Source organism: Urbifossiella limnaea, from assembly GCF_007747215.1.
GTDB classification, from domain to species: domain Bacteria; phylum Planctomycetota; class Planctomycetia; order Gemmatales; family Gemmataceae; genus Urbifossiella; species Urbifossiella limnaea.
In genome coordinates, this window is sequence record NZ_CP036273.1 from 6,091,941 (window position 1) to 6,105,463 (window position 13,523).

Genomic DNA, 13,523 nt, shown 5'->3' on the forward strand with positions numbered 1-13,523 from the left:
CCGACCCCCCCACTCCCATGCTCTGGCTACGCAGGGCCGCGCGCCCCCGGCCCGTCGTCCGCACCCGCCTGCGGCTCGAATGGTTGTCCGACCGCATCACCCCGAGCGGGTACGACACCGACCTCGGCTTCGGCAGCGGCCTCGCCGGCAGTCCGGTCCTCGTCGCCCCGCAAATCGTGGATTTCGTCGGCGTCGAGACGGGCCTCGGGTGGTACCGGTTCACCGGCCGCGTCACCAGCTCGGCGACGGTCGGCGGGCTGACGGTTACCTTGGGCGGCATCCCGGCGCTGGAGGGGAAGACGGCCACGACCCTGGCCGACGGGACGTTCAGCCTCCTGGTGGCCGTGCAGACCAACGGCAACGACTGCGGCACGGCGTCGGCCCAGACGACAGCCGACGGCCTGGCGTCGAACATCGCCTACTACGAGATCAACCCGAGCTCGTGACCCGGCTCACACACCCGAGGTACAACCCATGGCGAGCGACGGGGCGGCGGTACTGCCGCTGGTGCGGGCGGCGATGGCGCGCGGCGAGGGGCCGCCGGCGGTCCGCGAATGGGTGCGGGCGCAGGGCGAGTCCGCCCGCAGCCGCTGGACGCGGGCCGACGAAACCCGCGCCCGGGAGCTGGCGGCGAAACTGGCCGGCCGGCTGGCCGCCCACCGCCGGGCCGGCGCCGACACCTACTGTGCGCCGGCCACCGTCGGCTGACTCACGCCAGCGCGGCCTCGATCACCTCGCCGGCGTTGTCGGTCAGCCGCTCGTTCCGGCCGTTGTGGCGGAACGTCAGCCGCAGGTGGTTCAGCCCGAGCAGGTGCAGGATCGTGGCGTGCACGTCGTGGACGTGCGCCTTCCCCTCGGCCGCGCGGAGGCCGATCGGGTCGGTCGCGCCGAGCACCGTGCCGCCCTTCACGCCGCCGCCCGCGAGCCACATGCAGAACCCGTGCGGGTTGTGGTCGCGGCCGTTCGTCCCCTCGCTCATCGGCGTCCGCCCGAACTCGCCGCCCCACACCACCAGCGTGTCCGTCAGCAGCCCGCGCCGCTTGAGGTCCGTCAGCAGGCCCGCGACCGGCCTGTCGCTGGCGAGCGCGAGCCGCGAGTGGTTCCCTTCCAGGTCGGAGTGACCGTCCCAGCCGTTGGTGTCGCCGCTGTACAGCTGCACGAACCGCACCCCGCGCTCGACCATCCGCCGGGCCAGCAGGCAGCGCGTGCCGAACTCCGCCGTCTCCGGCCGGTCCACGCCGTACAGCCGCTTCGTCTCGTCGGTCTCCTTCGACAGGTCCACCACCTCGGGGGCGTGGGCCTGCATGCGGAACGCCAGCTCGTAAGCGGCGACGCGGGCGGCGAGCTCCGTGTCGTGCGGCCGGGCGGCGGCGTGGGCGCGGTTCGCCTCGCCGACGAAGTCGAGGGTGCGCCGCTGCTGCGCGTCTGGGACCGGCGACGTGAGGTGCGCCACCGGCTGCGCCCCGCCGCGGACGAGGGTGCCCTGGAACGCGGCGGGGAGGTAGCCGTTGCCCCAGGCGGGGGCGCCGCCCTTCGGCCAGCCGCCGGGGTCGGGGAGCACCACGAACGCCGGCATGTTGCGGTTCTCGGTGCCGAGGCCGTAGCTGGCCCACGCCCCGAGGCTCGGCCGGCCCATCAGGATGGAGCCGGTGTTCATCAGGTACACCGACTCCGGGTGCGTCACGCTGTCGCCGTGGCAGCCGCGGAGGAGGCAGATGTCGTCCACGCACGCGCCGACGTGCGGGAACCAGTCGGACACCTCGATGCCGCTCTGGCCGTACTTCTGGAACGTGCGCCGGGAGGCGAGGAGGCGGTTGCGATCGACGCCGCGGCGCGTCTTGACGGGGCCGTAGCTGGCCGGCAGCGGCTGGCCGTGGAGGCGCGTGAGTTCGGGCTTGGGGTCGAATGTGTCGACGTGGCTCGGCCCGCCGGACATGAACAGGAAGATGACGCGCTTGGCCGTGGGCTCGTGGTGCGGCCGCTTCGGCGCGAGCGGGTCGGGGGCGTCGGCGGCCGCGTCGTCGGCGAGCATCGCGGCGAGGGCCAGGGCGCCGAAGCCGCCGCCGGCGGATCGCAGCATGTCGCGGCGGGAGAGCGGGGGCATCGGAAGGCCTTTCGGCGTCGGTTCAGCGTTAGGCCGGGGCGCAAGCCCAGTTGGGGTTGCGAAACCAACGGGGCTTGCGCCCCGGCCTAACGCCGACTTCAATCCAGGTACATGAACTCGTTCAGGTTGAACAGCGCCCGGCACAGCTCCGTCAGCGGCGACTCGCGGAGGAACGCCGCGGCCCGCGCCTGCTCCGGGTCCGCCGGCGCACGTCCCAGCACCAGCCGGTACGCCCGCGCCACCCGCGCCGCGTCGGTGTCGGCCTCGCGGGTCACGCGGGCGGCCAGGGCTTTCGCGGCGGCCACGGCTTCGGCCGAGTTCAGCAGCGCCAGCGCCTGCGGGGCGGTGGTGCTGCGCTCGCGCTTCGGGCAGCTGTTGTTGCTGTCCGGCAGGTCGAACGCCTCCAGGAACGGGTCGCGCAGGTTGCGGCGGGCGAACAGGTACACGCTCCGCCGCGTGTGCTCGGCCGCGTCCGCCGTCACCGGCACCGGCCGCGACCCGCCCGCGGCGCGGGCCAGCTCCGGCAGGACGACGCCAGGGCCGCCGGCCTTCGGGTTCAGCCGGCCGCTCGCCGCCAGCATCGCGTCGCGCACCGCCTCGCCTTCGAGCCGCAACCGGTTCATCCGCGAGAACAGGCGGTTCTCGGGGTCGATGCGTGCCGCGTCGGCGCTCACCGCCGTGGACTGCTGGTACGTCTCCGACAGGAGCATGAGCCGGTGCGTCCGCTTCAGCGTCCAGCCGCCGTCGGCCAGCTCGCACGCCAGCCAGTCGAGCAGTTCGGGGTGCGTGGGGGCGGAACCGCGGGTGCCGAAGTCGCTGGCGGTGGCGACGATGCCGCGGCCGAAGTGGTGCTGCCACAGCCGGTTCACGATCACCCGGGCTGTCAGCGGGTTGTCGGCGGACGCCACCCACTTCGCCAGCCCCAGCCGACCGCCCTTCCCCTCGCCGCCGCCGAGCGCCGTGGGAAAGCCGGCGAGCACCTCCGCACCCTTGTTGCCGAGTTCGCCGCGCTCCAGCACGAACGTCTTCGGCGGCGCCCCCGGGCGGTCGGTCAGGCCGAGCGCCACCGGCCGCGGCGGCGGCCTGGGGAACGACTTCAGCTTCGCCCGCAGCGCGTCGGCCCGCACCTTCTCGTCCGCTGTCAGCGCCTTCGCCACGTCCGCGTCGGTGACGCGCACCTTGGCCGCCGTCTCGGCGACGAGTTCGAGCTGTCCGCCGGTGCGCTGCTCGGCCGGCGTGCGGTGCGCGGCCTGGGCGTCGGCCGACAGCTTCGCGAGCTTCGCGTCGAAGAGCTTCTGCCGCGGCGGCCCCTCGACGGCCTCCAGGGCGGCGACCGTGTCCTTCGTGCGCTCGCGGTAGCGGGCCTCCGCTTCGGCGGCGGCGCGGTCGTCGGCGGGCGTGCCGACGGGCACGTCGGTGCGGAAGGCGGCGGCGGCGAAGAACGCCTGGAAGCGGAAGTAGTCGGCCTGCGGGACCGGCTCGAACTTGTGGTCGTGGCAGCGGGCGCAGGTGAGCGTCAGGCCGAGGAAGGCGAGCGCCGCCGTGTCGGTCATGTCGTTCAGCGTGTTGAGCCGCCGCTGGGCCTGGTCGGAGGCGTCGGTCATGTCCGGGCCGAGGAGGTTGAACCCGGTGGCGACGCGGGCCGCGGGGTCGGTCGGGTTCGACACGTCGCCGGCCAGTTGCTCGGCGACGAACCGCGTGTACGGCACGTCGGCGTTCAGCGCCCGGATGACGTAGTCGCGGTAGCGCCAGGCGTCGGGCCGCGGCTCGTCGAACTCGTACCCGTTGGTGTCGGCGTAGCGGGCGAGGTCGAGCCAGTGCCGGCCCCAGCGCTCGCCGTAGTGCGGCGACGCCAGGAGGCGGTCGATCACCTTCGCCCAGGCGTCGGGGGCCGGGTCGCGGACGAACGCGTCGATCTCGTCCGGCGTCGGCGGCAGGCCGGTGAGGTCGAACGTGACGCGGCGGAGCAACTGCTCGGGCGTGGCCCGCAGGGCGGGCGTCAGCTTCGCGGCGGAGAGCCTGGCGCGGACGAAGGCGTCGACGGGGTTGGCGGCGCCCGCGGGGACCGGCGGGCGGGCGGGCCGGGTGAACGCCCAGTGGTCGCCGCGCGCCGGAGCGGCGAGGAGGAGTACGAGGGTGGGGAGGAGGAGGAGGCGCATCGCGGGCCGCGTGGGGGTGGCTTTGAGTGTCGCGGACGCGGCGGCGGGTGTCAACGCCGCACGGTCAGCCGTCCGGCAACTCGACGGCCGGCCCGTCGCCGACGCGTGCGGCCACCTTCGCCCCGCCGGCGTGCCGGAACGCCACCCCCGCCGCGGGGCTGACGAGCCACCCGTCCGCGCCCGGGGCGATCGGCTGGTACGCCGGGCCGGCCGCGAGGGCGTACAGCTCCGGGGCGCGGGTGTCGCGGTCGAACACCCACACCTCGGGCACGCCGAGCGCGGCGTAGAACGGGAACTTGTCGTACGTCTCGTCGCGCGGCGACCGCACCTCGACGACCACGAGGGGGGCGCCGGCCATGTACTCGGTCTTGTCGATGTACAGCCGGTCCTTGCTCACAAGCACCACGTCCGGGATGCGGAAGTTCAGCGTCCAGCGGTCCTCGTCCTCGGGTGTCGTCAGGTTGACTTCGTGGCGGACGAGGGCCCCCTGCGGCTTAGCCCACTCCCACTTGAGGTACGACGCCAGGTCGAGGACGAAGTCCTGGTGAAGCCCGTTCGGCATCGGTGGCATGTGCAGCACCCCCTCCCAGACTTCGTCCCACTGGGCGGCCTCCGAGTTCTTCCGCTCGGCGAGCCAGTGCTTCGGCAGGTCGGCGATCACCGCCCGCATGGCGGCCCCTCCTCGGGTCACAGGTCCACGTCGCGCACCACGATGATACGCGACTTCCTTCACACCCGTGCCGCCCGGGTGCGCAGCAGGTGGTCGGCCAGCACCAGCGCCACCATCGCCTCGCCCATCGGCACGAACCGCGGCAGCAGGCACGGGTCGTGGCGGCCCTTCACCAGAATCTCCGTCGGCTCGCCGGCCCGGGTCACGGTCCGCTGCGCCCGCGGGATCGAGCTCGTCGGCTTGATCGCCACCCGGCACACCACCGGCTCGCCGGACGAGATGCCGCCGAGCATCCCGCCGTGGCGGTTCGTCTCGGTGTGGACGCGCGGCGGGCCGGGGGCGAATACGTCGTTGTGCTCGCTGCCGCGCATGCCGGCCACGGCGAACCCCGCCCCGTACTCGAACGCCGTCACCGCCGGCAGCGACAGCAGCGCCTTGCCCAGGTCGGCCTTCAGCTTGTCGAACACGGGCTCGCCCAGGCCCGCCGGCACGCCCGTCGCCACCAACTCGCACACGCCGCCGATCGAGTCGCGGTCCTTGCGCACGGAGTCGATGAGGTCCTCCATCCGCGCCGCGGCTTCGGGCACCGGGCAGCGCGTCGGGCTCGCCTCCACCTGCTCCAGCGTCACGGCCGTGGGGTCGGCGATGTCCGCGGTCACGTCGCCGACGCGGGTGACGTAGCCGAGCACGGCGACGCCGCTGCGAGCCAAGAGCTTTTTGGCGACGGCCCCGGCGGCGACGCGGCACACCGTCTCGCGGGCGCTGCTGCGGCCGCCGCCGCGGTAGTCGCGGAAGCCGTAGCGGGCGTCGAACGTGTAGTCGGCGTGGCCGGGGCGGTACTTTTCGGCGATGTCGCCGTAGTCGCCGCTGCGCTGGTCGGCGTTGCGGAACAGGAGGCCGATGGGGGTGCCGTCCGTCTTGCCGTCGAAGACGCCGGACAGGATTTCCGGGGCGTCGGCCTCGTCGCGCTGGGTGGTGAGCTTGCTCTGCCCGGGGCGGCGGCGGGCGAGGTCGGGGAGCAGGTCGTCGACCGAAAGGGGGAGGCCGGCGGGGCAGCCGTCGATGATGCAGACGTAGCCGGGGCCGTGGCTGACCCCGGCGGTGGTGACGCGGAACAGGGTGCCGAACGTGTTGCCTGCCATGCGGTGATTGTAGATGAAGGGGTGAAAGGGTGAGGGGGTGAATGGGTGAGAAGAACAACTCCTCGTCACCCCCTCACCCCCTCACCCGTCCACCCCTTCACCCGTTACCCGCGGACGGCGATCTTGCGGGGCTTGACCGCCTCGATCTTCGGCAGGCGGACGGTCAGAACGCCGTTCTTCAGGTCGGCCTCGATCCGGTCGGCGGCGACCGTGTCGGTGACCGAGAAGACGCGGTGGAAGTTGGCCCCGCCGTACTCGCCGAGCAGCGCCCGGCGCTTCCCCTCGGCGGCGGTCCGGCGGCCGTGGACGGTCAACTCGCCCTGCTCGAAGCGGACGTCCACGTCGCCCGGGCGAACGCCGGGGAGGTCGGCCAGCAGCAGGAACTCGTTCTCGGTCTCAAGCACGTCCACCCGGGGGGCGACGGTCGCGGCCCGGGCGTCGTCGGCGGCCGCGGCGGGGGCCCCGTTCGACTTCAGCGCGAGATCGGACATGGACGTTCTCCTGTGGGTTAAGTGGCTGGATGGTCGTGTTCGTGATTCGCACCCCGTCAAGGGGTGAAGGGGTGAGCTGGTGAAGGGCGACGAAGGGGCCACCTTCTCACCCCGTCACCCGCGCACCCCTTCACCCTTCATCTTCCCTTACTGCCCGGCCTTGACCTGGACCTTGCGGGGCTTGGCGGCCTCGTGCTTCGGCAGGGTCAGCTTGAGCACGCCGTCGGCGTACACGGCCTCGACCTTGTCGGCGTCCACGAGGGCCGGCAGCGTCACGGCCCGGGTGAACCGGCCGGCCGGTCGCTCCTGGCGGACCCACACCGCGCCGTGGATCTCGGGGGCGGCGCGCTCGCCCTGGATGGTCAGCTGGTTCCCCTCGGTCACGGTCACGTCGAGGGCGGCGGGGTCGAGCCCCGGCAGGTCGGCCTCGACGTACAGGGCGTGGTCGTCCTCCCACACGTTCAGCGGCGGGCCGCCGGGGGCGGTGGCGGCGAACGGGTTGACGCGGCCGAACAACCGGGCCACCTCATCCTGAACGGTCGTCACTTCGTTAAACAGGGCGTTGAACGGGTTGCGAACGCGGTTCATGAGCGTCCTCGGGTGGTGGGTAGCGGGGGTGACCCGCGGCTCGCACCCCTAGAGGGGGACGCGCGGCCGAAGGATTCTCGAAAAAGTCGCCCGGCGGGCGGATTTCTTCCACGCCACCGCCGGGATTCGGTCTGACAATCTTTTGTGGCATCGACTCAATGCGTGCCTCGACCCCCCGGGGGGGTCGGCGGCACACAATGACCGCGGCCGAAACGACCGGGCCGGGTTACCCCGACTCCCCGGTCGGGGCGGTGCCGGGGGTGTTGGTGCCGGGGGGGAGTCCGGCCCAGCGGCGGAGCAACTGGGTGACGCGGGTAGGCGGGGCGCCGTCGGCCACGGCTACGAGCCCGGCCCACATCAGTAACACGGTCGCCAGCACGACGACGAACGCCACGCCCGCCCCGAGCGCGATCCGCCCGCGCAGGTCGGCCACCGGGTGAAGCACTTCCGACCGCCGCTCCTGTACCAGCACCACGAACCCCGGATCGACCTCGGCCCCGCCCTCCCCCCGCACCCGCACCCGCTCCGCCGCCGCCAGCCACGAGCCCGAATACGCCCCGCCGGCCGGGTCGGCGTAGTCGGACCACACGGCGTCGCCGCCGGCGTCGGCCCGGTTCACGACCGCGTCGGCGTAGTACAGCGGCAGCTGCTCCTTGCCGCTCGGGTGGTACTGCTCCAGGTACGGGTGCCGCAGCAGCAGCCCCCGCCGGCCCGTCGCGTCCGGCCGGGTGTCCACCAACACCACGAAGCGGTCCCGGCCCGCTTCGAGGCGCGTCTGGCCGCGCAGGTCGAGCGTCAGCCCCAGCACGCCGAGCGGGTCGCCGCCGGGGTCGGCGTGCGGCCACACCGGCACGCTGAACGCGACCGTCCAGTACTCGTCGTCCCGCTCCGCCTTCCGCCGGAAGGCCATCGACCGGTGCGGCGCCCGGATAACGGCCGGCGGCGGGCCGGTGCGCTCGGCGAAGTCCTTGCCGAGGCCGTGGAAGTAGTCGCGGAAGCCGCGGTACTTCATCCGGTGGTCCGGGAACGGCGGGGCGGTGCCGTACTGGACGCCGTCGGCGGCGTCGGCGAACCAGAGGCCGCTGCGGTCGCCGAGTTGCGCGTCGTACTTCGCCTTCCGCTTCGCGAGCCAGGCGTCGAGCGCGTCGCCGCCGTTGACCGCGCGGAACTCGCCGGCCGGGGCCGCGAGCCACTGCCGCAGCGCCGGGTCGCGGGCCTCGGTCTCCAGCACCTGCCAGCGGTACTGTACCTGGAGCGCGAGCCGCTCCGCGGCCGACTTCGCGGCGAACCGGTTCCCCTCCAGCGCCCGCTGCACCACCTCCTCGGTGGCGGTCGAGACGGCGTCGCGGAACAGGACGGCGCCAATGCCGCCGATGAGCACCAGCAGCACGGCGAAGCCCAGCGCCGTGACGGCGAGCATCGGCCGGCGGACGCGGCGGAGCCGCCAGGCGTCCAGCGCGGTGACGACGGCCTGCGGGTTCGGGTAGCGCCGGGCCGGGTCGGCGGCGAGGCACTTGTCGAGGACCGCGGCGAGGCCGGCGTCGACGCCGGGCACGGCGCGGTGCCCCTTCGGCGGCGGTGCCGTGCGGATGAGTGTGCGGTACGCGTCGAGTTGGGCGGGGAGCTCGCCGGACGCGGGGAGGGTGCCGGCGGTCGGGTCGTCGCGGTGCGGCGGGCTGCCGGTGAGCGTCCGGTACAGGACGGCGCCGAGGGCGTACACGTCCCACCGGGCGTCCGGCGCGGCGCCGAGGTCGGCCTGCTCCGGGGCCATGTAGAACAGCGTGCCGAGCGCCGGGGCGACCTCGGTGGCGAGCCGGGCCTGGCCGAAGTCGGCGAGCCGCGGCCGGCGGTCGTGGTCGAGCAGGACGTTCGCCGGCTTCAGGTCGCAGTGGAGGACGCCCTTGTCGTGGGCGTAGACGAGGGCGAGCGCGATCTCGCGGAACATCGTCACCGCCTGGCCCACGGGCAGCGGCCCGCCGCGGAGCAGGTCCTCGAGCGAGCCGTTCTCCAAATACTCCATGACGTAGTACGGCGGGTCCGAGTCCCAGCCGACGCGGAGCAGCTGGACGACGTGCCGGCTGTTGAACAGGTAGCGGAGCTTCTCGACCTCGCGGGCCAGTGCGGCCCAGTCGGTGCCGCCGCGGCGGGTGTAGAACTTGACGGCGACCTTGCGGCCGCTGTTGCTGTCCACGCCGACCCACACCTCGCCGTAGGCGCCGCGGCCGAGGTAGGTGAGGCGCTCGTACCCCGGAACGGGCGCCGGCGGCCGACCCCCGCGGGCGCTCAGGGCGCGGGCCTCCTCGCGGTCGGCGACGTCCATCACGGGCGTGGGCGGGTCGTCGGGCATCCTGCCATTATCGCCGATCGGCCGGTAGAATCACCGGACCCGTTCCGCCCGGAGCCCGCACATGCCCCTCTCCCGCCGCGCCTTCCTTGGCACCGCAGCCGCGACGCTCGCCACCCCGGGCCTCGCCCAGCCGCCGAAGGCGAAGAAGCTCGTCCTCATGGCCGGCACCCCGAGCCACGGCCCCGGCGACCACGAGTTCAACGCCGGCGTGCAACTGCTGGCCAACTGCCTCAAGGACGTTCGTGGCCTCGAAACCGTCGTGTTCCGCAACGGCTACCCGGCCGACGACAGCATCCTCGACACCGCCGACGGCATCCTCTGCTTCGCCGACGGCGGCGCCGGCCACCCGCTCGTCCGCGAGCGCCGCCTGACGCGCATCGACGCGCTGATGCGGAAGGGCGTCGGCCTGATGTGCGCGCACTACGGCGTGGAGGTGCCGCGCGACCTGGGCGGCCCCGAGTTCCAGCGCTGGATCGGCGGGTACTACGAGAGCGGCTTCTCCTGCAACCCGATGTGGCGGCCGGAGTTTTCGGAGTTCCCGCGGCACCCGATCGCCAACGGGGTGCGGCCGTTCGCCGTCCGCGACGAGTGGTACTTCAACATGCGGTTCCGCGACAACATGCAGGGCGTCACGCCGATCCTGTCGGCGAAGCCGTCGGACGAGGTGCGCGACGGCCCGTACGTGTACCCGCGTGGCCCGTACCCGCACATCCAGGCCGCGAAGGGCCGCGCCGAGACGATGATGTGGGCGGTCGAGCGGCCGGACGGCGGCCGCGGCGTCGGCTTCACCGGCGGCCACTTCCACCGCAACTGGGCGACCGACGACTTCCGCAAGGTCGTGCTCAACGCCTTGGTCTGGCTGGTGAAGCTGGACGTGCCCGCGGAAGGGGTCGTGTCGCGGGTGACGGAGGCGGAGATGATGGCGAACCTCGACCCGAAGAAGAAGTAGCCCGATCGCTCTCACACCCAGGAACCTGCCGTGCCCTACCGCGCCTTCGTACTCCTCGCCGTCGCCGCGCTCCCCGCCGTCGCCGCCGACCCGCCGGGCCTCTCGCCCGACCGCATAAAGGCCGACGTCGTCACCCTCGCGTCCGACCGGTTCGAGGGCCGCGCCCCCGGCACCCGCGGCGAAGACCTCACCACCGACTTCCTCGCCGACGAGTTCAAGAAGGCCGGTGCCGCCCCTGCGGGCGCCGACGGCACTTACTTCCAGCCGGTGCCGCTGGTGAAGGTCGCCACCAGCCCCAAGAGCACGCTCCGCGCCACGAAGGGCGGCCAGGCCCTCGACCTGCGCCCGGACGAAGACTGGTCCGGCACCAGCCACCTGCAAACGGAACTGGCCGAGTTCGAGGCCGAGGCCGTGTTCGTCGGCCACGGCATCACCGCCCCGGAGTTCGGCTGGGACGATTACGCCGGCGTGGACGTGAAGGACCGCGTCGTGGTGTGTTTCACGAACGAGCCGCCGTCCACCGACCCGGCGTTCTTCGGCGGCCCGGCGCTGACGTACTACGGCCGCTGGACGTTCAAGTACGAGGAGGCGCTGCGCCGCGGGGCGAAGGCGTGTTACATCATCCACACCGACGCCACCGCGGGGTACCCGTACTCCGTCGTCCGCCCGCTGGAGGGGGCGCAGCTGAAGCGCGAGCCCGGCAAGCCGGCGCTGACCTTCGCCGGGTGGCTGAGCCGCGGCGCCGGCGAGAAGCTGCTGGCGATGGCCGGCAAGACCGTCGAGGCGGCGCTGAAGGAGGCCGACGCGAAGGGCTTCAAGGCGTACCCGCTCGGCGTCACGCTGAAGGCCAGCATCCCCACCCGCGTCGACAACATCCACAGCAAGAACGTCGTGGCGAAGGTGGAGGGGAGCGACCCGACGCTGAAGGACGAGGCGGTCCTGTTCACGGCGCACTGGGACCACCTGGGCGTCGGCCGGGCCGTGGTCGGCGACGCCATCTACAACGGCGCCGCCGACAACGCTACCGGCACCGCGCTGCTGCTGGAGCTGGCCCGCGCCTGGGCGAAGCAGAGCCCGCGGCCGAAGCGGTCCGCCCTGTTCCTGTCCGTGACCGCGGAGGAGAAGGGGCTGCTCGGCTCGAAGTATTACGCGGCCCACCCCGTCGTGCCGCTCGGCAAGACGGCGCTGAACCTGAACTTCGACATGATCCTGCCGCTGGGCGTGCCCGAGTCGTTAGTCGTGACCGGCGCCGACCGCACGACCGCGTGGCCGGCGGTGCAGGCGGCGGCGAAGCGGCACGGGCTCGAAATCGAGGCCGACCAGCGGGCGCACCTCGGCATCTTCTACCGGTCCGACCACTTCTCGCTGGCGCGGGCGGGGGTGCCGGCGTTCTCGGTCGGCGGCGGCATGAAGCTGAAGGGGAAGCCGCCCGAGGTCGCGCGGGAGGCGTACAAGCGGTTCAACGACGGGGCGTACCACTCGCCGCAGGACGAGGTACGGCCCGAGTGGGACTTCAGCGGCTTCCCGGTGCTCGGCGGGTTCGCGCTCGACGTGGCGCGAGCTGTCGCGGATGCCGACCGGCTGCCGACGTGGAACCCCGGCGACGAGTTCCGCCCGGCTCGCGAGCGGAGCGGGGTGAAGTAGCGTCGTTGTTCGGCCGCTTGCGGCGCAGCGGCGTTATCGCCGCTGCGCCGCAAGCGGCCGAAGGCTTACCCGAGCAACTCGGCCACCGGCACCCCCGTACTGGCCGGGCGCGTGAACCCGTCGGGGCTCAGCCGCGTCGCCGGGTCGATGCCGAGCGCCGCGTACAGCGTCGCGGCGAAATCCTCGGGCGACACCGGGGCGTCCTTCACGTAAGCGGCGTGGGCGTCGCTCGCGCCGTACACCGCGCCGCCGCGAATCCCACCGCCCGCCAACATCGCCGAGTAGCAGCGCGGCCAGTGGTCGCGGCCCGGCACGCGGGAGCCGCCGGGCGTGACCCGCGGCGTCCGCCCGAACTCGCCCACCAGCACCACCAACGTGTCGTCCAGCAGCCCGCGCATTTCCAGGTCGTCGAGCAGCGCCGCCACGGCGTTGTCGCAGCGCGGCAGGGCGAAGCCGAGACCGTTCCAGCCGTCCTCGAAGATGCCGACACCGCCGTTGCCGTGCATGTCCCACGTCTCGATGCTCTGAAACTTCTCGCCCGCCTTCAGCCCGCACCACGCCACCACGCCGACGAGCCGCGTCCCCGCCTCGATCAGCCGGCGCGCCAGCAGGAGGTTCTGCCCCAGCGGGTTCCGACCGTAGCGGTCGCGGACCTTCGCCGGCTCGCGCTCCAGGTCGAACGCGGCGCGCACGCCGGGGCCGGTGAGCACGTCGAACGCCCGTCGCTGCTCCGGCCGCAGCGGGTTGTCGCGGTCGAGCCGCTCCAGCAACTCGCGCCGCGACGCCAGCCGGCTTCCCGCCAGGGTCGGGTCGGCGTCGAAGGCGGTGACGCGGTAGCCGGGCGTGGCGAGGTTGTCGTCGTGGCTCGTGCCGACGAGCACCGGCGCGACCGACGACCCGAGGAAGCCGCCGGTGAGGTAGGTGGGGTCGGGCGGGGCGGCGCCGCCGCCGAACTTCTGGAGCCACACGTAGGGCGGCACCGCGGCGGCGGTCGGCTTCAACTTCGCCACCACCGACCCGAACGCCGGCGCGTCGGCGGCCGGAACGGTGGCGCCGGCGAGCAGCATCTTGTTGGCGCGGTCGTGGACGGGTTCGCCGTGCGTCATGCTGCGGACGACGGCGAAGCGGTCGGCGCGCGCCGCGAGTTGCGGCATCAGCTCGCCGACGCGGAAGCCGGGGACGGCGGTCGGGACGGCGCGGTACGGGCCGCGCAGCTCGGCGGGGGCGTTCGGCTTCGGGTCCCACGAGTCGAGCTGGCTGAGGCCGCCGTACTGGTAGACGAACACGCACGACTTCGGCCGCCGGGCCGGGGCAGCGAGCAGCGCCGGGAGGCCGAGCCCGAGCGGCAGCACGGCGCCGGCGTGGAGGAGGTCGCGGCGGGTGGGGCGGAACGAGTTCACGACGGGACCACGGGGCGGTTCGGCGGGTA

General features: G+C 73.3%; 12 protein-coding genes. 4 read left to right on the forward strand and 8 right to left on the reverse strand.

What is annotated here, in order from left to right; translation table 11 throughout:
• The first annotated feature begins 17 nt into the window (after positions 1 to 17).
• Positions 18 to 446, forward strand: a complete 429-nt coding sequence (locus ETAA1_RS24815) for a hypothetical protein (protein ID WP_145243179.1) — start codon at positions 18 to 20, stop codon at positions 444 to 446.
• A 28-nt stretch (positions 447 to 474) separates the two neighbouring features.
• Complete coding sequence (locus tag ETAA1_RS24820; RefSeq protein ID WP_145243180.1) at positions 475 to 708, forward strand: hypothetical protein; 234 nt, start codon at positions 475 to 477, stop codon at positions 706 to 708.
• A 1-nt stretch (position 709) separates the two neighbouring features.
• On the opposite strand, the gene ETAA1_RS24825 is transcribed toward ETAA1_RS24820, so the two are convergent.
• The 7 genes from ETAA1_RS24825 to ETAA1_RS24855 all read right to left on the reverse strand — a co-directional run bounded on the left by ETAA1_RS24825 (position 710) and on the right by ETAA1_RS24855 (position 9,501).
• Entirely contained in the window at positions 710 to 2,104 is a 1,395-nt protein-coding gene (locus tag ETAA1_RS24825; RefSeq protein WP_145243181.1) for a DUF1501 domain-containing protein, read from the reverse strand.
• 98 nt (positions 2,105 to 2,202) lie between these two features.
• Entirely contained in the window at positions 2,203 to 4,263 is a 2,061-nt protein-coding gene (locus ETAA1_RS24830) for a DUF1549 and DUF1553 domain-containing protein (protein WP_145243182.1), read from the reverse strand.
• A 64-nt stretch (positions 4,264 to 4,327) separates the two neighbouring features.
• Positions 4,328 to 4,933: a Uma2 family endonuclease gene (locus ETAA1_RS24835; protein ID WP_145243183.1), complete on the reverse strand. Its 606-nt coding sequence runs from the start codon at positions 4,931 to 4,933 to the stop codon at positions 4,328 to 4,330.
• A 59-nt stretch (positions 4,934 to 4,992) separates the two neighbouring features.
• Positions 4,993 to 6,075: a chorismate synthase gene (gene aroC / locus ETAA1_RS24840; RefSeq protein ID WP_145243184.1), complete on the reverse strand. Its 1,083-nt coding sequence runs from the start codon at positions 6,073 to 6,075 to the stop codon at positions 4,993 to 4,995.
• Between the two features lie 104 nt (positions 6,076 to 6,179).
• A complete protein-coding gene (locus ETAA1_RS24845) occupies positions 6,180 to 6,566 on the reverse strand; it encodes an Hsp20/alpha crystallin family protein (protein ID WP_145243185.1) in 387 nt (128 codons plus the stop codon).
• Between the two features lie 147 nt (positions 6,567 to 6,713).
• Entirely contained in the window at positions 6,714 to 7,154 is a 441-nt protein-coding gene (locus ETAA1_RS24850; RefSeq protein ID WP_145243186.1) for an Hsp20/alpha crystallin family protein, read from the reverse strand.
• A gap of 226 nt (positions 7,155 to 7,380) precedes the next feature.
• Entirely contained in the window at positions 7,381 to 9,501 is a 2,121-nt protein-coding gene (locus tag ETAA1_RS24855) for a serine/threonine protein kinase (RefSeq protein ID WP_145243187.1), read from the reverse strand.
• Between the two features lie 61 nt (positions 9,502 to 9,562).
• Here ETAA1_RS24855 and ETAA1_RS24860 point away from each other — a divergent pair, with 61 nt between their 5' ends.
• Positions 9,563 to 10,450, forward strand: coding sequence for a ThuA domain-containing protein (locus ETAA1_RS24860; protein WP_145243188.1), 888 nt, complete (start codon positions 9,563 to 9,565; stop codon positions 10,448 to 10,450).
• A gap of 30 nt (positions 10,451 to 10,480) precedes the next feature.
• Positions 10,481 to 12,094, forward strand: a complete 1,614-nt coding sequence (locus tag ETAA1_RS24865) for a M28 family peptidase (RefSeq protein ID WP_145243189.1) — start codon at positions 10,481 to 10,483, stop codon at positions 12,092 to 12,094.
• A gap of 65 nt (positions 12,095 to 12,159) precedes the next feature.
• Here ETAA1_RS24865 and ETAA1_RS24870 read toward each other — a convergent pair whose 3' ends face one another.
• Complete coding sequence (locus tag ETAA1_RS24870; RefSeq protein WP_202920387.1) at positions 12,160 to 13,494, reverse strand: DUF1501 domain-containing protein; 1,335 nt, start codon at positions 13,492 to 13,494, stop codon at positions 12,160 to 12,162.
• Positions 13,495 to 13,523: the final 29 nt, after the last annotated feature.